Source organism: Novipirellula rosea (assembly GCF_039541335.1).
GTDB lineage: Bacteria > Planctomycetota > Planctomycetia > Pirellulales > Pirellulaceae > Novipirellula > Novipirellula rosea.
This window is the reverse complement of record NZ_BAABGA010000002.1, coordinates 1-26,502: the sequence shown is the minus strand read 5'-3', so window position 1 is coordinate 26,502 and position 26,502 is coordinate 1. Positions and strand designations below refer to the sequence as shown.

Below are 26,502 nucleotides of genomic sequence, written 5' to 3'. Positions count from 1 at the left end.
ACATAGCAGCTAATTAAGCCGAAGTCCGAGATAACATGCGTCGGACGTAGACAATCAAAAAGTGACCTCCAGTGCGACAAGCAGGCGGCAATTCTTGATGAATCATGAAGCCCCAAGTTCCAAGCCAAGCCCGGAAGTGACTGAGGATTTCGCAAAATCTCCCGTCGATTCATCGGCATGTCAGGTATCGGCAGAACGGGAATACCCGTGTCGCAAAACATGGCTTGAGCGCGCGGATAATCGCGGACAATGAGCACGACTTCAACACCATTCTGTTGCAGAACGTGCGCGATCGGGAGGAATCGACGTAAGTGCCCGTTGCCGGCACCCCATTCCCAAGTGAAAACGGCTTTCGCTGATACCGAACGGCTCACTGCTTCTCCAATTCAAAGTCCTGCATACTTGGCTGGCGATTGAATCACCGATACACCGGCAGTTTGTCGGTGAACTCGAGTGATTCAAACGCCGCCGCCAATCTGACAGGGATTAGCTTAACAGCTTACCAAGCTACCTGTTGCATTCAACTCGGCCGCTCCATACGCGAAACGCAATTCATCGCCACTTGCCAAGCGAGTACGCAGCACTGCGGATCACCGCATCGCAAAAACTCCATCAAAAAAATCGAGAATTTCTGTGGCAAAACGTTGCATCTCGCTTTAGAGGTCTATACATTTTCCCTTATCGTGGATCTACGGTCGACTATAACTCACGAGTTTCGGTAACGCGGGCTAGGCGGTCAGCGGGTCGGATTTGTGCGAACTACGATTCCTCGTCGCTAGGAGAGTTATCATGGGGTGGGAATCTCTGCCGTTTCGTTCGACTGGGTCGGCTAAGCTTCGGGACCGTCAGTCTAAGGCGAGCAAGCGATTCAAGGCGAGAGTGCAGCTTCTCCAGGCACTTGAACGGCGGGACCATCCCGGAGGAATGCTGCCGGTCGCCCCACTGGCACTATTGGGTGATGCGGATGGTGTCGACGATGGCGGACTAGTCGGCGGCCTCACGCAAACAACCGGCAACGATCCGGCGGGTGGCGTGGATACCCCCGGCTATTCGGAGGCTTCTGCAGCAGCCAATGATGGTGACTTTGAGACTCAGTTTTTTAACGAGACTCAACAGTTCGAGCCACCGAGCGAGCCGGAGCAATCGCTTCTACAACCGCAGCGCCCGGCGACGGACTTCAGTTCATCTCCATCATTATTACAAGGCATCTCAACGGAATTGGCAGGGTCGTTTTTAGACGAATCCGCTGATGCAGTTGATTCATCTGAATCGACGTCGCAGATCGACACGACCAATCCAATCGGCAATACGTCTGGCGGTTCGAACGACGCGGGTGGCGCAGGGACACTTAAGGCCCCGATATCTGAGCCAGTGGACAGCGCTGGCAGTACCGGCCAGGCACTCGAAGTCAACCAGCCACCTGATGGAGGTTCGGGCGGAAGTGGTAATGGAGAAGGAGAATCGCTGAGTGCTTCGTCGTCAAATACCTCCACGACCACGGACGTCGCCACTGCGGGTTCTCCATCGACGACCAGCGGGCCAACCAACATCGATCCGATATCCGGTGCCCCTCCCGATCTCAGCAGTCAACCGAACGCTCTTCCTGAACTGGTCGAGATTGGTCATCAACAGCTCATTGCCGCGGCGGGATTTTTCCCTCAAGGGCCGCAAATCGAAGTTGCCACATTGGTTGATTCGGGTGGCCCAGGGCGATTCATCGTTACTGGTCAAGGTTCCGAGTCGCTGCACGACGCAAACGGGCGTACGAGAGGTGAGAATCGTGATTTGATCGATGCTTATGTCATTCGTGAAGGCGTTACCGCTTGGCTTGGCCAAACGACCGTCAAAGGCAACGGCGATTTTCGTGTGATGGGATTCGCGAGGCTATACCAAGGTGACCAGGTTATCGTCCATCAGCATGATGGTAGTGGTGCGCTCGGCCAAGTTTCAGATGTTTATCACGTCCAGGTCGAAGTCGATAGCGATGGCGACGGTGTAGCGGACCTAGTCGAGTCACTGGCCAATGCAGGCGATGGCAACGCTGACGGAGGTGATGACGCTCAGCAGCGCGGCGTCGCTTCATTGCCCGATCACCGCTTCGGCAAGATGGTTTCAATCGATGCTAAAGGTAAAGGGCTTGGCAAAGTTCGCAACATCGCCGCTCAGTCCCAACGCAATGACAACTACCTACCGCTCGGCTTGTTTGATTTTGAGGTGCAGAAGGTTGGTGTTGGGCAAGTCCACGCAATCGACGTTTATCTCCCGAACGATTTAGATTTCGATGGTTGGTACAAAGAAGATCCAATCAGCGGACGTTTGCTCGACTTCCGTTTTGATGGAACGACCGGTGCCGTTCGAACGGAGTTTGGGTTCACGCTGTACTTGCAGGACGGTGGACGCGGGGATGATGATGGGATTGCTAACGGTGTGATTGTTGATCCCAGTGGTCCGGGAATCATTGGAAGCATCCCTGTCGGATTGGTAGATGTGTACGACAACTGGAGCGATTTCCAGCAAGGCGGCAGCGAGGCAGGTGCGGGAAGGGTCGACTACACCTCGGGCGTGTATGCCACCGAAGGAGATTCGTTTTTGGTCTCAGTTCAACAGTCGATCGAGATTCCATCGGATCCGACGTGGTTAACGGTTGGGTTTCAAGTTCATTTTGATGATGGACCCACCGGTCGAATTAACGACGCCTTTGAGATTGCTTTGCTGGACCAGAACGGGGTGAGTCTAGTGCCGACGCATGAGTACGGACGCGATAGCATGCTCAACATCACCGAGCGTGCAGCCACCACACTGGTTGATAGCACATTGGTCTACGGTCCAGCGATCTCAATCCCCGCAGTTATCGACAACGAAGAGCGGGTGACCTTCTTTCCAGACCCTCAGCGCAGCAGCGATGAAGTCATTGCAGGATACGTCGATGTCGATATCTCTGATTTTATTCCCGGGCAGGTCGTCAACGTCGTCATGCGACTGGTGAACAACGACGGTGATACCGGCAGTTGGTTTCGACTAGTGCGTGACTTGCCAGTTCCAGCTGCATTAAAGGACACCTTTTCAATCAACCAGGATTCGGTCCTCAACTCAGGCAGTGATGGGTATTATCCGCTGCTTAGCAACGATGATGATGGCGATCTGGAATATGATCGAACTTTGACGGTTGTGTCCGGTTCCGTTACAAATCCCGCCAACGGAACTGTTTCAGTGCAGCCCGATGGTCAATTCGGCTACACTCCCAACCCGGGATTCGTGGGGACTGATAGCTTCACCTATCGCGTCAGCAACGGTATTTTTGAAACTCCGCTACCTGCAACGGTAACAGTTAATGTCGAGCGTGTGAACCATCCTCCATTGGCAAACGACGACAGTTTCGGCCCGATTAACGAAGATTCGAGTATTGCCGTGTCGGTGCTGAGTAATGATACCGATCCCGACCCCGGCACCGGTTTGGCGATCACACATGTCGATGGTATTGACATCGCGATCGACCAAACGGTTTCCATCGACAATGCAAACGTTACGCTTGAGGTAGATCCGCAAACCGGCCAAGCGTACCTGACTGTCTCACCGCACTCAGATTACTTTGGGCCCATTGATTTTAGCTACACCATCAGTGATGGGGAGTATTCTGACGTTGCAGTGGTCACTGGAGCCGTTAATTCAGTGAACGATCCTCCTGTCAACAGCACGGAGATCCCCAATCAGAATGGGCAAGACGCAGCCGACGCAATCGAATTATATCTTCGAAATTACTTCTCGGACATTGACCAGTCAGGCCCATTGACCATTGACGTCTCGAACTTGCCGGCGGGGTTGGCGTTCAATTCCACGACCGCGACGGTGGGAGGAACTTTCGATGCTGCTGCGTCGGCTCAATCGCCCTATCTGGTGACGGTCACTGCAACCGATACGGGGAATGAAACGATCAGCGTGGGTTTTGAATGGACGGTCACTAATCCATCACCGCTGGCTTACGATGACGAATTTGAAACCGATCAAGACACAATCATCAGCCGGAATTTATTTGCAGCCAATCCTACCATCGCTGACACGGACGATGACGCCATCCACGTTTCGGCCGTCAACGGAGTCGGGACGAATGTTGGCCAAGCAATCAGCGGATCCAATGGAGGGCTATTCACGATCACTTCCGCAGGCGAGGTCCAATTTAATCCCTACGAACAGTTCGATGGCCTGAATCAAGGTCAGTTCTTAATAACTTCCGTCAGTTACACACTGACCGACGCGCAAGGGGCCAGCAACACGGCACAGGTCACCGTCACAGTATTCGGAAACAATGATGCGCCGATCCCGGTGGGAACGATTCCTGACCAAACCGGTGTCGATGCGCAAGGCGCCACCAACGTGGACGTTACACCTTATTTCCAGGATCCCGATGGGGACACCCTGACATACGAAGCCATCAATTTGCCACCGGGTTTGGCGATTGATGATGTGACGGGAGTGATTTCAGGAACGTTCGACCATGAAGCGTCACTGGAATCCGCTTACGCGGTGACCGTTCGTGCCATCGCCGGTGATCGTTCAGCAAGTCAAACGTTTGCATGGACCGTCGACAACCCTGTCCCGACCGCTGCGGACCACGACTTTGGCTCACTGGCTCAGGGGGCTACGGTGACCTTAAATGTTTTAAACGGTGCAGTTGATGCCGATGGGGATTCGATCTCGCTGGTGGCGATCGATGGTGTGACAATCGAGCAAGGCGACGAAGTCCAGGTTTCGGGTGGCACCGTCACTGTCGGTGCATCAGGCAGTATCAGTTTCACTGCAGACAGCCGTTTCGAGGGTGCGGTTTCGTTCAGCTACACGATCTTCGATGGGCTTAATACCGACGATGCCATGGTGTCCGGGACGGTTTTTGAACCAAATCTACCACCCGTCGCCAAGAATGATTGGTACCCGGTCGCCGAAGAAGCAACGCTCGTGGTGACGTCATCCGACGGAGTGCTAACCAACGACACCGACCCCAATGGAGACAGCCTGACCGTCATTGAACTGGTCAGCGGCGTTAGCCATGGGACGCTCTCTCCACCCGACGCCAATGGCGCGTTTTCTTACACACCAAACACTGATTTCGTCGGTACGGATTCATTTGTCTATAAGATTAGCGATGGATCGCTCACCAGCCAAGCAACTGTGACAATCCACGTCACGAATGTCAATGATCCGCCGATTGCCGTCGATGACAGCTATGACACGGATGAAGATGTTCCCTTGATCATCGCTGCCCCCGGCATCTTGCAGAACGATTCGGATGTTGATGGCGATCCATTGCAAATCGAGAGGATCGAACAGCCGGAACTGGGGACCGTCGAGTTCTTGACCGACTCGGAGGGAGTGCAGACGGGTGCTATTCGTTATGTTCCGTACGCAAATACCAGCGGCATCGACACGTTTACGTATCGATTGTTCGATGGTGCGGCCTACTCGTCGATCGCCACAGTGACGATCGATATTGATACGATCAACGATGCCCCGATCGCACAAAATGATGGCTATGTGGTTGACGCCGGTCAAACGCTAACAATTCCTGCGGCAAGCGGACTATTAGCAAATGATAATGACGCTGATGGCGATCCAATCACCGTTTACTCGGTGACGTCAATTTCGCCCAGTGGATCAGGCACGTGGAATCACCTTGCCGACGGGTCGTTCAATTTCACTCCCGCGGCCAATTTCGATGGACAGGCAACGTTGGAGTATGTGATTACCGACGGAGTTCTGCAGTCTGCAGCGGCAACCGTAACGATCACGGTCAATTCGCCTCTGGAATATGCCAAGTTCTTCGTGCCCGATCATTCCAAACATGAAGTCTTTCGTTACGACGATGGTGGCGGACTGATCGATCGTTGGGACTACGACACAAACAACCGGGCTCGCGGTGCAACAGCCAATGCCGCCGGCGATAGGCTGTGGATCGTAACTGCCGGTCACGATGTGGTGGTGTTCGAGGCGGACGGAACCGAAATTGGAAAGTGGCAAGCTCGGGTCAATAGTGGCAAGAACAAGACGACCAATCTAAACAACGCCGAGGGCATTGCGACCAACGGCACGGATCTTTGGATCGTCGACAATTCCAAAAAACTCAAGCAGATTCTTCACTTTGATGGTGGTGCGGCATTGCGTAGCGGGCAAGCGACCGCAGACGGAATGTTCTCCTTGCACCCCGAGAATAAGAACCCCAGCGGCCTGACCACTGACGGCACCAACCTGTACGTCACTGACGACACGGCACAAACAACTCGTGTCTTCGTCTACAACATTGCCGGTCAGCATCTCGGCAATTGGTATCTGAATTTAGGACCAGGGAACCACGACGTTCAGGGAATCACAACGAATCCTGCTGGTGGAACCGAGCTATGGGTTGTCGATGCACAACTTGGGAAATCAGGCGAATCGATTGGTATTCCCACCGTTCATTACTTCCCTTACGGAACAGATTATCGCAATGGGACGTATAGCAGTAGCCACACCTTTAACCTCGATGAGAACAACAAGCAGCCGTACGGGATCGCCGACCCGATTCCCCCCGCTACTGTCACCTGGGATGGACCCGCCAACGGAGATTGGAACGTTGCATCCTATTGGTCTCCTGACGGAGTTCCCGACGCTTCCGACGATGTCTCCATTCCTTCTGGAACGATTGTCGATATCAATTCGCCAGCCGAAGCCAAGAGTTTACAGGGTGCTGGCACGGTTCGATTGCTGAACAGCAACGCTCAATTGACTTTGGCGAACGAGTCAGAAATTAACGGGCTGACGATGAACCGTGGCCTGATCGATGGTGCGGGCGACTTGACCGTCAATGGCTCGTTTAACTGGAGTGGAGGGAAGATCGACGGTTCCGGTGTCTTGTTTGTTGCCAGTGGTGCGACTGGTACACTTACAGGTTATGATCAGAAAGTTCTTGACCGCGACTTGCGGAATTCCGGGACGCTCACCTGGGACAACGGAACACTGATGGTCGATGACGACAGCGTCGATCCTTACGGTGGCGATCCTTATGGCGGCGGAACCGGTGGTCTGGGCGATGACACCGCAATCATCAAGTTCGTCAACGAAAGTGGCGGAGTGCTCAACATCACCGGGACCGGCTTTGCCCGATACCTGTCTAGTGGGGCGTCTCAAGCCTACGATTCAAACACGCAGCGATACATTGCGACCCATCCACCACTCTTTGAGAATGACGGCACAATTAATCATTCTTTCGCCGGCACAACCTACATTGCGACGGATTTCAACAACGATCAGGCTGTCAATGTCCTCAGCGGAAAACTACTCCTAGAGGCGGCGGGAACATCTACGGGCGATTTTGACGTAGCTGCATCGGCGTCATTGAAGTTCAACCCCAAAGACCAACTATCGCCGCTGGTAAAACAGTCGTTAACGTCGACGTCAACTATCTCAGGCGACGGAACGGCAGTATTTTCGCGAGGGCCCAGTGAGATCGATGGCAGCGTTACCATCGACCGGATTCAAATCACCAGTGGTGAGGCCATCTTCAACAGCAGTCCCAGCGTTCAAGAAATCGTGATCAGCGGAGGGGAAGCAGTCTTTAATGCAAATCTCTCGGTTCCGGTTTTACGAGTCAGCGACGGCGTCGTGGAAGGACCAGCGGATCTGACCGTTACCGGAACGTTGGATTGGTCTGGCGGTCGAATTGATGGCAATGGAGATCTGATCATTGCCAGCACCGCTGCGGGAACGCTTTCGGGAAATGCCGTGAAGGTGCTCGACCGCAATTTGCACAATTCGGGAGCCTTGGACTGGAACCAAGGCGAGTGGCGAATTGATGTCGAAGATTATGGGGATGCCTACGGTGGTGACCCATACGGAGGCGGAACGGGAGGCCTGGGTGACGATTCGGCAATCATTCAGTTTGTCAACGAACCGGGAGGAACTCTTCATATCGGCGGCACTGGATGGGCGAGACAGTTAACAACTTGGGCCGCGGCACAATACGACAGCCAAACCAACGAATACGTCGTTTCGCACCCGCCGCTGATCGATAACCAAGGCACGATTACTCAAACATACACGAGCACGACGTTCATTGCCCCGCGTCTGGAAAACAAAGGAACCGTGGATGTCCAAGCTGGAAAACTTCAACTTGACGGATCGGGAATTTCGACGGGCGACTTCACCGTGGCGGCCGGCGCAATTCTTCAGTTCGATCCCAGTGGTGAAGTGGCCTCGTCGTCCACGCAGTACCTGTCCAGCACAGCGACGCTCAGTGGTTCGGGAACCGCCCTCTTCGCAAGTGGCTACACCGAGATCGATGCGAACCCAACGATCGCCAAATTGCTGATTGCCAGCGGCTACGCTGACTTCGATGGCAACATCGAAGTGCAGGAAATCGAACTTACGGGCGGCAAAGTTGATTTCGCCACCGATTTCTCGGTTCCGACGCTCTCCGTTAGTGGTGGAGTCCTAATTGGATTGGCTGACATCACCGTCACCAATGAGTTCATTTGGTCGGGCGGACAAATCGACGGCAGTGGAGTACTAAACGTCGCATCAGCCGCAACCGGAACGCTGACTGGCAACAACGTGAAAGTGCTCGATCGTGACCTGCATAATTTTGGTTCACTGCAATGGAATCAGGGCGAGTTTCTAATCGACGTTGAACACGATGGGGACCCCTATGGTGGCGATCCCTATGGCGGCGGTACCGGTGGTCTGGGCGATGATACCGCGATCATCAGATTTGTGAACGAAGTTGGTGGAAAGCTAACCTTCGCCGACAACCCGTCAAGTTCTGGATTTGGTTCGCTCTATCTGAAGACCAACGCCGCGGCGCAATACGATTCTACCACTTTCCAGTATGTTCCCACAGACCCGCCAGTCATTGAAAACCTTGGAACAATCATTCATCAATCGACGGGCACTTCGCAAGTGACGCCTGAGATTCAAAACCAGGGCGATTTGACCGTCATCAGCGGGAAGCTAATTCATCACAAACCGTTCGTGAACGACGGCGATGTCACGATCGAGCGTCAGGGTCAGTTGCATGTCGAGGGTTATACTGGTGAATTAGTCAATGATCCCTATGGCGGCGATCCATACGGTGGCGGAGTTGGCGTCACGGACACTCGCATTTCGTACACACAGATAAGCGGTGCAACCAACATCATCGGGGGAAAACTTACCGCAATCGGTGACGCGGTCATCGAATCCGGCGAACTCAATGGAGTTGGATTCATCGGTACCGATCTGGTAAACCAAGCCCAAATGTCGCTCGCGCCGGATCGCGGAAATTTGGTTGTCGACGGTAACTTCACTCAGACCGCGACGGGTGACTTATACCTCGATGCGACCAGCCAACCGAAGCCGCAATCGGATTCACTCGTCGTCAACGGTGAAGTGAATCTGGATGGCCAATTCTTCTTCGGTACGTCAACATTATTGTTGCCGCCCGATATGATCCATTTAATCGACAACGATGGTGCCGATGCGATCAATGGCCAGTTCTCTAATGTCAGCCAAGGCGCGACGGTTAATATCGGCGGCATCAACCAACCCTACAGCTATGTCGGCGGTACGGGGAATGATTTTTCATTCGGCTTTCAATTGCCGAAGGCCAGTGCAACGACTGTCAAGCTAGCCGAGGGTCAGAGTGGCACCACCGACTTCGTATTCACCGTCACTCTAGATGGTCCCTACAACTATCCTGTTACGATCGACTACGAAACAGTTGATACGACCGCGACAGCGGGTGAAGACTATATCGCGACCAGCGGAACCTTAACGTTCAATCCCGGTGGGCCGCTGACTCAGGCGATCACTGTGTCCGTACTCGGAGATTTGACGCCCGAGAAACGTGAGCGTTTCTCTCTCGTATTCAGTGATGCATTCAATGCTGTGCTCGAGCAGGACCTGACCGTTGGAACAATCCTCGATGATGATGGCTACACAGGTGCGCTCGACAATCTCGGCAATGATTTTTGGTTGACGTTTCCAGGAAACTACTACCGCGGCAATCTCCAACTGTATATCACGGGACCAGAAAACGCTGTGGGTAGTGTCGAGATTCCAGGGCTCTCCTTCATTGAATCATTTGAAGTTCAAGCGAATCAAATCACCCCTATCGCGCTTCCCGATCTGGCTGAACTTGGTGACTCAGTAGACACGATTGAGGACTTGGGCATCCATGTGACAGCCGACACGGAAGTCGCAATCTACGGTTTAAACCTGGTTCCGTACACGACCGATGCGTATTTGGGACTACCTACTGATATCCTCGACGACAAGTATGTCGTCTTGGGATGGAAGAACTCCTACACTTTTTCTGGAACGCAATTGGCAATTGTCGCACCGGAGGACGATACATACGTAACGATCACACCGACGATTTCAGGTGGCTCCCGATCTGCTGGGACTCCCTACACAATTCAACTAAACGAAGGCCAGACCTACCAGCTAAGAAGCAGTGAATTGCCGGGAGATGTGTCCGGAACTGTGATTACGTCCACAGCACCCATCGCAGTCTTCGCTGGCAATCAGTGCGCGAACGTCCCTCAGGGTGTGACCTACTGCGACTACGTTGTCGAACAGTTGACACCCACGTCCACGTGGGGAAAAAGCTTTGTCACGGTGCCATTGGCCACACGACTCAACGGCGACACCTTCCAGGTTATTGCGTCGGACGACGACACCGTGCTGAAAGTTGACGGGACGGTTGTCGCTACACTTGATCAGGGCGAAATCTTTGAAGATGTCTTCGAAGGATTTCGTGAGATCGAAACCAGCAAACCGGTCTTCGTTGCGCAGTATTCCAATGGCCAATCGTATGACGGAATTGAGGCCGATCCGTTCATGATGTTGCTTCCACCCACGGAGCAGTTCTTGGATGATTACACCGTGGGGACTCCTATTGATAATGTCGAAGACGAGTATGGAGGCGGATACGCTCAACAGTTTCTCTATAACTTCATCAACGTCGTTGTCCCCACCGATTCACTCAGTTCGGTACGGCTCGATGGAGCACCTCTTGATTCTTCGGTTACGTTCACACCGATCGGAAGTTCCGGCTACTCCGGGGCTCAAGTTCCCGTTGCTGCTGGCTCTCATCATCTGAAAGCGGACGTACAATTTGGCGTCTACTCGTACGGTTTTAGCTCTTATGATTCCTACGGATACCCAGGCGGATTGGCTTTGGCCAAGATCGCCGATGTGCAGACACTCTCGCTGAGTCCTCCCCAGCAAACCGCTTACATCCAGTCCTCACAGTCCGTTTCCGCCACGGTCCAAGACAACAATGGGGGCGGACTCGCTGGTGTGTTAGTGCAGTTTACGGTCTCGGGAGCCAACACGATTGTTGGCACTGCTTACACAGACTCACAAGGCATTGCTCAGTTTTCTTACACCGGAACCAACGTTGGTCAGGATACGATTCTGGCCACATTCGGATCATTGGCCGCAACCGCAGAAAAGACTTGGCTTGATACCACGCCCGAGATCACGATCCTCTCGCCCACACCGCGAACACAGTTCAGCACTGGGGCGAGTACCTTGATCACAGGTAAGGCGACAGCATTCGATCCTGTCATCCCTATCGTTGCCGTCTACATGGATGGGGTGCCAGTTGATGCACTTGATGCTGATGGAAAGTTCTTTGTCCAAACCTCGGTCGAAGCGGCCAACCAGGTTTACTCATTCACCGCCATTGACGCGTTGGGCAACCAAGCAATCACGACGCATATCTTGGATACGATCACCAAGACTCGCGGTCCCGTTGACGTTTCGTCGCTTTCGGACGTCTCGACAATCGATGTCCAGTACTGGGTCACGTCATTCAATGAACGCACCGATCGACTTTATGCCGAACTTTCGATCACCAATACCGGCACCTACACGATCAACAGTCCGCTGCTGGTGGGTGTGAAGAACATCAGTTCGCCAACCGCGTTCCCCGCTGATTACGACGGCATCACAGCCCAAGGCATACCGTATTTTGACTTCAGCGACTTTGTCCTTGGGGGAAGCTTGCAGCCCGGTCAGTCCACGCTCCGCGGGTTGCTTCAGTTCGACAATCCTAATCGCGATGCGTTCACTTACGAATTGGTCCTGCTCGGACAATTGAACCAGGCACCTCAGTTCACTTCTAGTCCGCCAGTCTCGATCACTGCTGGAACTCCCTACGGATATCAAGCTGTCGCTGTCGATGCCGATCAGGATGCGGTCGAGTACACACTGGTCGTCGGTCCAATCGGCGCAACGCTGCATGCCGAAACGGGATGGCTTGATTGGTCACCTGCCGCTGGCGACGTCGGCAACCATAACGTCATCATCGAGGCCGATGATGGACGCGGCGCTCGAACTCGGCAAACCTATTTGCTTTCTGTCGAGCCGGATACCGGCAACCGACCACCCGTCTTCTCATCGATTCCGATCACGACGGCCTACGTGGGAACAACCTACCAAGCGGATGTCACGGTCACTGACCCAGACTTCGATGTCGTGGATCTTGACCTGACCAATACAGCGACCGGATTGACAATCGCGACTACCGGCGATCGCAGTGCGGCATTGAGTTGGACGCCTACGGCGGATCAAGTGGGTGTCCATGACGTGACGATCGAAGCTGACGATTTGAATGTCGGCGGTATCGCCCAACAATCTTTCAAGATTCGCGTTCTGCCTGCCCAAGGGAACGATCCTCCACAAATCCTTTCCGATCCGAATTTGTCGGCAACCGCGGGTGTCCAATACCACTATCCTGTTGTTGCCATCGATCCCGATGATGACACCCTTCTTTACTCCCTGTCCGATTTCCCAGTGGGCATGTTGATCGATGATCAATCCGGTTTGATCAGTTGGACGCCAACATCGGGAACATCTGGCACGGAAGATGTCACCGTTCGTGTGGACGATGGTCAGGGTTGGTTTGTCGAGCAAACGTATCAAGTGCAGTGGGTCAACGCTGCTCCTGGAACGCTCGGCGGAACCGTGTTTGACGACACCAATGCCGATGGGAATCAGGATGTGGGCGAACCTGCACTTGCCGGTTGGACCGTTTACCTGGATGCCAATCAAAACGGCAAGTTGGATCCCAGCGAAGTTTCGCAGGCGACTGACGCAAGCGGCGATTACAACTTCACTGGAGTCTCGATCGGTGATTACTCCGTGGGACTTGTCAAACCAACGGATTGGGCACTGAACGCCCCAGCCGATCGGTTCCATCAAGGAACATTGCTGGGCGGCCAAACGATTACGGGATTGGACTTTTCCTTGGTGACCAAGAACGGCGGCAACACTCGCCCGGTCTTCCAGTCCGAACCGATCACGACCGCCGTCGTCGGCAATACCTACCGCTATCGGCCGACGGCCTTCGATGCTGACGGCGATGAACTGACGTTCTCGCAGGCATTCGGTCCCCAAGGGATGACGATCGATCCCGCGACGGGAACGCTCGCTTGGACTCCCGCAGCGGACGAAAACTTTTACGTCGACGTCACTTTGCGCGTCGACGACGGCAATGGTGGCTTTGCCTTGCAACCTTTCCAAGTCTTCTTGACCGTTGCGGAGAACAGCGACCCGGTCTTCACGTCTGTCCCACGCGGACCGGCTGCGGTTGGTGTCCCATGGAGCTATCCGGCCCAGGCCACCGATCCCGATGGTGACACGGTGACGTACTCGATCGACCAAGCATCCGATGATCGAAGTATCGATATCGTTGCCGCAACCGGAATGGTGACATGGACTCCCGGTGCCGTTGGCGACTACACGATCAATGTCACGGCGTCGGATGATCGGGGCGGCAGTGCGACACAGACGATTTTCTTGGCGGTGCGCGACAACACTCCGCCCGAGTTCAATGGCAATCCACCGATCCCAGGATTCGTGGGCGAGCAATATGTTTACAACTTCGATGTCACCGATGGAGACGGTGATGTTCTGACCCTGACGCTCGATGCGACGTCAAAGTCGCGAGGCATGTTGCTCAGTGGCGACGCGGTGAGCGGCTTCTCGCTCACCTGGACACCAGCTGCCGAAGGGGACTTCCCCGTGACTCTGACGCTCAGCGATGGACAAAGCCGCGTGACCCAAGTGTTCACGCTTCCAGTGATCGCCCCGGTCGTCGAAAACCTGCCGCCTGAAATCACATCGAAGCCCATTGGCCCGATCTATGCGAATAGTCCGACAGCTTGGACTTACCCGATTTTGGCTAACGATCCCGACGGTGATGACAATCAACTGACGTACTCATTGGCATTGCCGACATCCAACGGCGAAGTCTCCCTCGTTGGAAACGTCTTATCGTGGGACCCCGCTAACCCCGGCAGCGAAACTTTCCGCATCGTGGTCACGGATCAGAACGGAGCGGGAGCCAGCACCATTCAGTCGTTTACCGCCACGGCGCTCTCAAATCGTGTGGGAGCCTGGCCCGTGATTACCAGCGTACCCACGGGACCGGCGATACGGGGCACGACTTACGCGTACCAAGTCGTGGCTCACGATCCGAACGGTGATCCGCTGACCTACACTCTCGGTCAAAACGTCACCGGAGCGAAACTTAATCCCCAGACCGGCCTATTGACGTTCGAGCCAGGAGCAGCCAGCAGCGTCGATTTCGACATCGAGGTTTACGACGGGATCGATGGCACACGCATCCAAAGCTTTACGCTCGATGTTGTCTCGCCCCCAGGAACGCCACCGCGGTTCACGTCCTCGCCGGTCGGTCCAGCGATCTCCAGCCAACCATGGAAATACACCGTCGCAGCAATCGATTCCCAAGGTGACGCAATCACCTACACCATGGAAAGTGCGACCAGTTCCAACGGCACCGAGACTGTTACATTCGATTCGGCGACACGAACCGTACATTGGTCTCCATCGGCTGCGGACTTGAGCATCACCGTCGAAGTCACCGCCACCGACATCGACGGGTTCGTTACCCAGACCTTCTCGCTGTCTTCCATCGCCGCTCCGGTTCCAGGTGGTGGCAACGAGGCGCCTGTCTTTGTTAGTAAACCTCAAGGTCCAGTACTGGTTGGCCAAGAATGGACCTACGTGGCCAAGGCGACTGACGCCGATGGCGACGTCGTCACATATTCACTCGATGCTGCATCGGAGACCGCTGGACTAAAAATAAATGCCACTAGCGGTCGTATCCAGTGGACTCCGACGGCAACAGGTAACTACCAAGTCTCGGTCTCTGCCGATGACAGCAACGGTGGAACCGCCACCCAAGATATCACGATTACCGTCGGCCGCAGTAATGTCGCGCCGAAATTCACCTCAAAACCAACTGGGCCAGCAATTGCTCTGACGCCGTGGGTTTACACCGCGACGGCAACGGATGCCAATGATCCGGCTGCTTCACTCACCTACGAATTAGTTTCCCCCGCAGTCGGCAACGGTGTCAGTTTTGATGATGCAACCGCGACGCTCACTTGGACGGCGGGCACGGAAACATCGCAAGTTTTTGAAATCAAGGTGACCGATCCGCATGGTGCCTCGGCCACGCAGGAATTTCAAGTTTACGCGGTCAATGCATCCACCACGAACTCACCGCCGACCTTCGTGTCCGCTGCGCCGACGAATGTCCGCGCCGGCGAGTTATATCAGTATGCTGCCCGAGCCGTTGATCCCAATGGCGACGCGGTCACCTACCATCTGACAGCCTTCCCAGTCGGCATGACGGTCAATGCGACCACCGGACTCGTCTCGTGGAGCCCATCGGCGACGGGCCAGGTTTCCGTGACTCTTGAGGCCAGTGACGGCATCAATCCACCGGTCAGCCAAACGTTCCCGATTACGGTCGATTCGCCCTTCCAATCCAATCGTCCGCCGAAGATCCACAACTCGCCCACAAAGGCTGCTTCACGAAATCTCGCTTGGCAATTCCAAATCGATGCGACGGATCCAGATGGCGATACGATCGGCTACTCGATTGACACCAGTGAGATCCCGGCGTCCGCTCTGGGCGATCTCGATGTCAACGCGACCACCGGACTGGTGACGTGGACACCCACCGTCGCCGGATCGTTCGTCTTTAAAGTCTTCGCCACCGATCCAGCCGGTGCCAATGACGGGTTGAAAATCACGCTTCCTATCTTGGAGAACTCGCCACCGCGATTCACGACGCCCCCGCCCAACACTCCGCTGGCGATCGGAACCGCATTCAATCACGATGCCGATGCCGTCGATCCCAACGGCGACAATATCACCTACACCCTCGATCAAGCGTCGCTCGATCGCCAGATGACGATCAACGCGACCAGCGGCGTGATCTCTTGGCCCTCCAATCTGACCACGACTGTGGGCGTTTACCCAGTCAACATTACGGCCAATGATGGCCAGAGCGGTATTGCAACCCAAGCGTTCGACCTGCGGCTCGTCGATCCGTCGGCTCCCAATACGCCGCCCGTGATCGGTGCGGCGTCCATCGCCACAATGCAGATCGGGACGCCGTTTGTGCGAGATTTGTTGGCCTCTGATGCCGACGGCGATTCATTGACCTTCTCGCTCACCGGCGCACCGGCCGGACTGTCCGTTACCACGACCGGCGAAATTCAATGGACCCCCGACACGCCTGGGCAGTACACCTTCACGGTGACGGCCGACGATGGTGAAGACACGACCAGCAAGGAATTCAACTTTACGACGACGAGCGGCCCGTCTAACACCACGCCAGAAATCAACTCGCCGCCGAACAAGTCGGCTCTTGCCGTTGCCATCTACCGCTATGACGTCAATGCCAGCGACGCCGATGGTGATACGCTGATTTATTCGCTGACGAAAAAGCCTGCGGGGATGCAAATCAATTACTCGACCGGTTTGATCCAGTGGATTCCCCAAACAGCACAGATCGGTAAACACGAAGTCACCGTCTCGGTCAGCGATCTCAAAGGCGGCGTCGATACGCAAACCTTCGAGATCAGCGTGGGCGACGAAAATCGTCCGCCCATCATCGATTCGGACGCTCCGCGACAAGCCATTGTGGGCCAGCCCTACGTCTATCCGATTCGCGCCACCGATCCCGACGGCCACAAGCTGACCTTCTCGATCGACACAACAATAACGACTGCAGAGACCAATGGCACGTTCAATATCGATTCCGCGACGGGTCTGGTCACTTGGTCGCCTGCAACGATCGGCAATTATCTGGTCCAGATCAATGTGGTCGACGAGTATGGTCTAGGTGTCGGCCAAGTGTTTGACGTCGACGTTCTCGCCTCCCTGCCCAATAATCCACCGCGGTTCACATCTGGTGCACCTCCGCTGGAAGTCTCCGCTGGCGATGTCTATTCCTTCGATTTTGATGCAATGGATCCCGATGGCGATAACGTCACGTTCAGCTTGACCGAAAAGCCCACCGGAGCCGATATCGATCTAAACACCGGCGTGTTGACTTGGAACACCACCGGCGTTGCGATTGGCACCTTGGCCTATTTCACCGCCGTAGTTGACGATGGCCAAGACGAAGCCAAGTATCGCTACAGCGTCCGTGTCCAGCCGCCGAATTTTGCCCCGTACTTCAGTCCCGAACCACCTGATCAGTTCCTGGTGGCTGGCAATCCTATGCCTGTGGACATAAAAGCCTTCGATGCGAACGCTGGCGACACCATCCGTTATTCGCTCGACCCCACATCCACTGCGATGGGAATCGAAATCGACACGGTCGGACGAATCCGATGGCAAACGGGTGCGGGGGATGTCACCACAACACCCCATCCAGTCACTGTCACAATTAGCGACGGACGTTTGTCAGCCGACTCGACGTTCGATGTAACGATCAATGCTGATACGACGGGACCATCGATCCAATTGGTCGCCTCACAAGATAACCTCAACGTCGGCGAATACGTCGATTTGAGAGTGCATGCCCTCGACAACGTCGCCGTCACCCAGCGTACCTTGACGCTACTCAGCGTCACTCAAGGCGGCTCAACCACGACGCTCAATCAGTCTCTCTCGCTCAACGCAGCAGGGCAGGCACGCTTGAACATCCGGGCCGAGGACATGGGCACGCTACTATTCGAGGCAACTGCACAAGACGCAGCTGGCAATCAAGCGATCCCTAAGCAGTTGTCGCTGATCGTCATCAACCCTGCCGATACCAACCCGCCCACGGTTAATCTGCTACCACCTACCGGTGACGTTCTCGCACCGTTCGAATTGCTGGGCGTGATCGATGACGATCTACCCAGCGGCGTTAACTGGACGCTCACCTTGGCCCCTGCGGACAATTCGCTTGGCGACTGGTCTCGCACAATCGCCGAAGGCAACGGCTTAGTCACCACTGCCACCGCACTCGGACAGTTCGACCCAACGATCCTTGCCAACGGATCCTACCTGGTCACGCTGACGGCGACCGACGCCGGTGGTCATACCACTTCGGACAGCGAATTCATCGATGTCGATTCCGATTTGAAACTTGGTAACTTCTCGCTCAGTTTCACTGATCTGCAGATACCAGTTGCTGGAATCCCGATCACAATCATCCGAAAATACGATACCCTCCAAGCCAACACGGTGGGAGAATTCGGATACGGTTGGACCCTGGAGATCGCCAAACCGACATTGTCGGTTGTCCAAGGTTCCTCTGGTCCGCCCGCTCTGGGGTCACGCTACCCAACCTTCGTCGAAGGCACACGTGTTGTCGTCGAAACACCTGACGGTGATACCGAAGGGTTCACCATGCACTGGGTCAAGAGTGCGACGGGATCGTTTTTATCCTTCGCGCCTTACTATCGACCTTCGTTTATCCCCGATTCCGGCAACAAGTATTCGTTGACCGCGCCAGGGGCCGACATGACGTTCAGCAAATTGTCCGAATACGGTTCCTACACCGTGGCCGGTGACACTCGGGAATACTCTGCGATGGACCCGTACTTTGGCGGAGCCTTCTTGCTCACCGCAGCCGATGCGAGAACTCAACAACTTTCCTACACGATCAGCACGCAAACGCTGACGGGAACACGTGTTTCGGACAAATATGGCAACGAATTGCGATTCACCGATGAAGGGATTTTCAGTAACCAGGGGCGTGCCGTGCTATTCGATCGCGATTGGCAGGGAAGGATCGTCCGCATTACCGACCCAAGTGGTGGTCAACTCAACTACCGTTACGACACCCTGGGGCGATTGGTTGAATTCTACGATCGACGCGGCAGTGAACGATTAACCGACGGCATCTCAGGAAACGAGTTCCAACCCACTCGATTCGTTTACGATATCGAGGAATCCATCCGCCGCCACGAATTGGCTGCGGGAACGCCCATTGACGCCCCCGAATTAGCCGCCATCATCGATAATCTGCCTGGTGCAGACAATTACCTCTCTCGCATTGTCGATCCGCTGGGGATCGATGCGTTGCAAGCTGACTATGATCGCGATGGTCGGCTCGGGGGTCTGATCGACGCCGAAGGAAATCCGTCCAAACTGAATTATGACATTTCATCACTCGGCTCCACTGTCACAAGTTCATCGACAGGTATCGCTCCGACAAGCAGCAGTTTCGATGCTCGTGGTCGTTTGTATCGCGAAGAATCCGCATCGGGCCAAGTCACTTTGTACACGTATCAATTCGATGCGTCACGCTATCCTTACCAAACCATCCAAGTGATCGGTGAACCCGATGGAGCCGATGCGTGGGCGAACCGATCCGGCGACGATCGCGTTACCACTCGCCAATACCATGCCGAGTTCGAGGGAGCGGTCACTCAGGAAACCGATCCCGATGGTAATACAACTCTAACGGCTTACAACACCTGGGGCTACGACAAAGGCACTCCCGACAAAGTCTTTAACTTGGCCACCGGTGAAACGACCGACTATCACTGGTTCGATCTCACTGGCGATGGCGGCCTCAATTTGGTCTCGACGACCGATCAAGACGGCAACGCCACAAGCTACGATTACGACAGCAAAGGAAACGTCACCTCGGTAAGACAGTCCAACGAGAATGTCGGCCTAGTCGGATCAAATACAACATTCGTATACAACGATTTCGGTGACCTATCCGCCGTCACCGATGCCGATGGCAATGTGCGGCAGATCTTCTACGACGATAGCGGGCGTCAAACGGGAACCGAGTTCATCCACTATCCCGGCGACCAACGTCCGCCACTGGACCCGGTCGGAGCCACGGTCGCCGATTTCCCGCCGACGCGAACGATTATGCGAACGGCGAATGTTTTGGATGCCGCTGGTGACGTGGTGACATCTTACACCGAGGTCATGCCGCAAACGCTCAACGCGACGACTCTCGAATACGAAAACGACCTCAACGAACCTGAAATCCGTAACGCTGGTACGCTGACCGAGTACGACGCACTAGGCCGTGCTTACCGAACGACAGACGAAAACGGTCGCGTCAACCAAACGATCTACGACGCTCGCGGACTGGCAATCGAAACCCGGAGTGAGTCTCCCTCTGAAACGGGCTCCACTGTCTCTTTGATTTCACGATCAGTGTACGATAGCGAAGGCCGCACGACCTACTCAACCGGCACGTTCCCGCTGGGCACCGATCCCGCAGACATCACGGGGACACACACGATCTATGATGCCGAGGGCCGCGTTGAAAAATCCGAGCAACTTCTCGGCCTGAATATTGAACTGGTCACCTCCACGCTCCAATCACCCACCACCGTCCTCGCGGCGTCCGGTACCGTCCTGTCCTTCTCGTCCAGCATCTATGACGATAATGACCGCGTCATTTCAACATTCAACGACTACGGCCTTCGTAGCGAAACCCTCTACGACGACAACGGTCGCGTCATCGAATCACGCAGCGAAGTCGTCGACACGAGCAGCGGCACCGCTGTCAAGAACTGGATGGTCTCGCGTACGCTCTATGACACCGACGGCAAAGTCCTCGCCAGCACCGATCGGTTCTTTGTCCCAGCAGGAACGCCTCTGGGCAACGACCCGGTCTCTGGCCCCGTCACCACCCAAATCACCAAAACGATCTACGACGGGCGTGATCGCGCAGTCGCTACGGAGCGTTACGAAGGCGGCTCACTCTCCTTGAGCGGCACGTTCGATCCCGATGGCACCGCCTATCATCCAGGCTTTGCCATCAGTGACGGCACGCTCACATCGGTTAGCGAAACGCTCTACGATGCCGCCGGACGAGTATGGCGAACGATCTCGGGACGTGTCCCCGAATCGACGCTCTCGCCCACCGCACTCGCACAGTCCCAAGCCCTGGCAAACTTCCCGATCCACGGTGACGCAGCCGACCCGTACGCTGGACAAGGACTCTCGTCAGGCATATTGTCCGATCCCATCTTCGACGAACGAGGTCGCCAGTTCGGCTCTCTCGGGCATCCGCTTCCCGCTGCCGACATCGGTCTGGCTGGCGGAGATTTCGACGGTAATCTCGTCCGTCCACGTACGGAAACACTCTACAACTCCCACGGCCAAGCCGAAATCCAACGATCCGGCCTCGCCCACATCGTGTCACCGACCAACGTGTTCGTCAGCGTCCAAGACAACCAATCGGTCGACATGGTCAGCCAGTACGATGCCTTCGGCAACGTCGTTCGAACCGACTACCTCACCGGCGGCACGCTCTCCTCTAGTTCGGCACAAGATACCTCGCACGTCCGCACCGGTGGCATCGTTGATTCGTTCATGATGACCCACTTCGATGTCGAAAACCGCCCGATCGCCGAAATGCAGTCGCTGCCCGGATTTGTCACCGCGTCTTACGACCCAGCCCAGCGAACCTTCGTGATCGATTCGGTTTCAACCAACAACACGCCCTACACGCAGAACCACACAGTCAACGAGCACGTTCCCACCAAGCTCTACAATTACGACTCCGATGATCGGCTCGAAAGCGTAGAACTTCCCGCTGTCCCCGACCCCGACAATTCCGGCACACCGACTCGGCCCAAGTACGAGTATGCCTATGACGAACGAGGCAACCAAACCCTGATCGTCGATCCACTGGGCCGCGAAACCCGCTTCACGTTCACCGATCGCGGCCAACAGGCGACGCGCACGCTGCCGCTCGGCTTCGGGGACGATGGAATTCAAGGCACCGCCGACGATGCTTCGACATCGCCATTCAGCGAATCGTTCACCTACGACGATCGCGGACGCCAAGTCACCCACACCTCCTTTGAAGGCATCATCAGCGAAACGGTCTACGACAGTTTCGGACGAATGTGGGCAATGAATTACTACGCCGACATTACCGACCAAGCTGCCGGATTGATCTCCCAGCGAGACGAGTATAGTTTCGACGATCATGGTCGCCGGGATGTTTTTGTCCGCTACACCGCCAACGCCCCAACGGCACTTTCCGCAGGTGTCAGTGCATCGACCAATCCTGCCTTCAGCGAAACACGCACCGAAGAATCAGTCTATGACTCACGCGGCCGCATCGAAGCGGAAACTTCCGCCGAAGGTGTCCTGCGTTACACCTACGATGAACAGGGGCGAATGCTGTCCACCGCGATCGCGGACACCTTGATTGCTCCTGCCTCACGTGTGACTCATTACGAATACGACCTACTCGGTCGCTTGAGCCATGTCACCGAAGACGCCACACCTGCGGTCACCACTGACGATCCGCAAGTCAGCACCGCCTACGGCTTCGATCTCCAAGGCCGAGCCCGCACCACGCTCACCGGCACCCTCGTCACGCTCCCGTCGCTGATGTCCGTCTACCAATACGACTCGCTCGGCCGACTCGACACTCTCACCGAGTCCCAAATCTCCCCCACTCCCAACTCCCCAGCTCCCACTCTTTCTTCCTACGATTACAAAGTCCGTCCCGATGGCAAACGAACATCGGTCAGCGAAACCTTCTGGATCGACGCGGACGATGATGGCGTTCAGGACGCGGGCGAGTTGGAAACGACCAACACGACCTGGGCTTACGACGACATGGGGCGTCTGACCGACGAAGTCATCGACCACTGGGATGACACATTCGATCAAACTGAGAGTTACGAATATGACCTGACCGGCAACCGTCTGGCTCTGGATCGGGACAAGGGCAACAACAGCACGATCGATGAATCGGTTGAGTATCGTTACGACGCCAATGACCGTTTGTTTGCCGAACTATTCGATAGCACCGACGACACCACCACGATCTACGATTACGACCACACTCAGCAAACAGCCAAAATCGTCTACACGTCTCTCTTGAGCGAAGCGACCATCGACGCCCTGGTGGATGGCGGTGACGACAGCGCGCAGCAGCGAGTCTCGTCCCAAAGCTTCACATACAACTTGCAAGGCCGCATGAACCAAGCGGTCATCGATGCCTATGATGCAAGCGGCAACCTGCAAACGCGAACGCGCTCGACCTACGAGTACGACCATCGTTCCTTCCGAGTCGGCCAGTACCTGGAAAACTGGAACGCATCGACCAGTCAGTTTGAGTTCGAGTCCGACACGGAATTCCTGGTCAGCCACCGCAACCAGACCGGCTACACCCAAACGCTGCGTGAAACAACCAACAATGCCGACGGCAGCACCAAGTCGGTCGACTACACCTTCGGCAACGACGAAATCGCCCAGCGAATCGTCGAACGAGACGACCAAGGGGGCATCACCAGCGATGTCACGCACGCCTTCGGCCATGACGGACACGGCAGCGTGCGAGTGCTATACGACCTTGCCGCCACGGGTGATAATCTCATCCAGCAGCTTGCGACCTACACCGCCTACGGAGTGATGCTCGCAGTACACAATGGCGTCGGCAACGCCCTGGCCACGAATGTCTGGGCATCCACGCTCAGCTATTCCGGTGAAGCTTGGGACAGCACGCTCAATCGCGGCTACAACCGAGCCCGCTGGTACGACGCCAGCTCCGCCCAATGGAATCGACTTGATCCGTTCAGCGGGAACATGCAAGACCCGCAGAGCTTGCACAAATATGCGTACGTGCATGGAGATCCGGTGCAGGGAACTGATCCAACGGGTTTAGTGACTCTTATTAGTGCTCTAGCGTCAATGACGATTGGGGTTTCGGCGGATAACAACCATAACACAGGTGTTGCTGCGAGCGGCACGCGAGGATTACATTCAGCGCAGAAGCTCGCTCGGACCTTTAAAAACATTGGCAGGATCATTGAAAAGGTCAATGACAATGTTGAACGAGCTGCAGCGGTTGTAGATCTTCTGGATTTCAGCCCCAGCGAACTAAAAAACACGCTGAGCCAACTTACGGGGCTTCAGACATCGCTCAACCTACTTCCGAATACGGCGACTTCTTTGCCTGCCATCAATATAAGGGGTCTCAAGACGAGGCTGAAAAAAGTTGAACGCAAACTGGGGGGAATCCTTAACAACACTCAAGTGCAAGAGGCATTGGCCGAAGCCATGACCGCGATTGTTGCCAGAGGTGTCGGATTTGAAGACGTCGGGCTAAAACATTGGAACTGGTCGAAAGGCATTGATCAATTGCACTATAATGGAACGCTCAATGGCTGGGGTGTCTTCGAGGCTAAGGGCGGCTACTTCTCCAAACTCGGGCGCGCGCAGTACGGTGGAGGAGGAAAATATTATGTGAGGCAGTTCGGCGGGCCTTGGATTCGACATTGGATGGAATACACAATTAACGAGCGATCTAATCTCCAAAATCCGTACAGGTCGAAGCTCAAGACTGCCTACGAGGGAGGGGCTCCGATGTTGGCTGCGATTGTTAGGTTCGACTTACTAAATGCGCACCTGAAGGTGACATATCAGCAATACCAAAGAAACTGGAACATAGTGTGGGGGAATAAGTATTGAACGAATTCTGTCTAAAACTATTCCACGGAGACAATTAAAATGGGCAAAAAACGATTTCAGCGGCTTGGTGTATATGACGCAAGTTTCGGAAAACGCTCAATGTCCGCGGTCGCTGAGGAGTATGCCAGACTCGGAAAGTTCCGTGAGGACTGGGATCCTGGTACCCAGCGTACCAGCGACATTGCAGTCGCCTTTAATGCTGTCGTCTTTGCTCATCTTGAATTCAAACCAGAGATACCGACGGAACGCATTTTGAAAAAGGGAGTTGAGCTGTTCGTCGACTTCATGACAGGAAACTGGTGGGTTGATGCTCCTGGCTATGAAAAAGGGCCGTTTTCTCGACATTGGATTGACGGCTATGTACGTGGTGCAACGTTGTGCCTACTTGCGAACGAGACTGGCAGACTGGCAATGTGTTCAAAGCGTCTGGAAGGCATGCACCGACATGGATCTCCGCAATTTCCACTGGAAATTTGCGACTGTTACTTGGTCGTCGCGTTATTCGTGTCTGGCCGAAAGGCCAAAGCAAAACCGATTTGTCGGCGCATCAAGCAGGGTCGGAACGTGACTGCAAAACGCTTCTTAGAGTGTTACGAATCAATTGAACAAGGAGACGAAAAACTGTTTCAAAAGTCTCTCCTCATACTTCTCAAACGTTATGCAAAAACACGAAAGGCCTCAGAGGGAGATTGCTTCGACGTTCATTCCAGTGTTCTTGCCATGCTTGCGAAAGAAAACTCTCTAAATCTGCCCGAATTGACGGAAGAACTTGCTGACTTATTGATGTGCAGGCAATCAGTATCGTAAGAGCGATCAATTGTAACAGTTTAGTTCAAAAGTAGCCAATTTCTCATTGTTTCGATTCTTCGGTTGCGATCGGTAATGTCAGTTTTGTGCACTCGAGGTATGTCACAGGATATCGTTAGAGAGAATTCAAAGGGATCAGGACTCTTTGATTTGCATCATCGAACAACAGTGACGATCCGCAAGTCGATACCGACTACCGCTTTGACCTGCTTGGCCGTCAGCGCGCCCAGCTCACATTCGCGCCCGGCGACGCGGTTCCCGACCTGATCACGGCCTATACCTTTGATGAACTCGGTCGGCTGGACACACAAGTTGACACCGATGGGGCCAGCAGCGTCCTTGCCTCGTACGACTACACTGTCCGTCCCGATGGCAAACGTACTTCGGCCAGCGAAACCTTCTGGATCGACGCTAACGATGACGGTAATCAGGACGCAGGTGAATTGGAAACAACCACCACGACCTGGGCTTACGACGACATGGGACGTTTGACCGATGAAGTTATCGACCACTGGGACAACAACTTTGATCAAACCGAGTCCTACGAGTACGACTTGACCGGCAACCGCGTCGCACTCGATCGTGACCTTGGCAATAACTCGAGCATCGACGAGTCGGTCGAGTATCGCTATGACGCGAACGATCGACTGTTTGCTGAATTGTCCGATGCCAGCGCCGACACGACGACGATCTACCTGTACGACCAAACCCAGCAAACGGCCAAGACGGCTTACACCGCCCTGCTGGACGACACAACGGTCAATGCGTTGGCCGCTGAAGGCAGTGACAGCGCGCAGCAGCGAGTGTCTTCGCAGAGCTTCACGTACAACTTGCAAGGGCGGATGAATCAGGCGGTCGTCGAGGACTACGATGGCAGCGGTAACCTCCAAACACGAACAAGGTCAACATACGAGTACGACCGGCGTTCTTTCCGTGTCGGTCAAACGGTCGAGAACTGGA

3 protein-coding genes are annotated in these 26,502 nt (G+C 54.9%); all 3 read left to right on the top strand.

The window, feature by feature from the left end; genetic code table 11:
- Nucleotides 1-879 precede the first annotated feature (879 nt).
- Nucleotides 880-24,735, top strand: a complete 23,856-nt coding sequence (locus tag ABD971_RS00025; RefSeq protein WP_345318235.1) for an Ig-like domain-containing protein — start codon at nucleotides 880-882, stop codon at nucleotides 24,733-24,735.
- Between the two features lie 39 nt (nucleotides 24,736-24,774).
- Nucleotides 24,775-25,542 carry a hypothetical protein gene (locus ABD971_RS00020; RefSeq protein WP_345318233.1) on the top strand — a complete coding sequence of 256 codons (768 nt, stop codon included), beginning with the start codon at nucleotides 24,775-24,777 and terminating at the stop codon, nucleotides 25,540-25,542.
- Nucleotides 25,543-25,985: 443 nt separating this feature from the next.
- The coding region (locus tag ABD971_RS00015; protein WP_345318231.1) for a hypothetical protein at nucleotides 25,986-26,502 on the top strand (517 nt) is incomplete at its 3' end.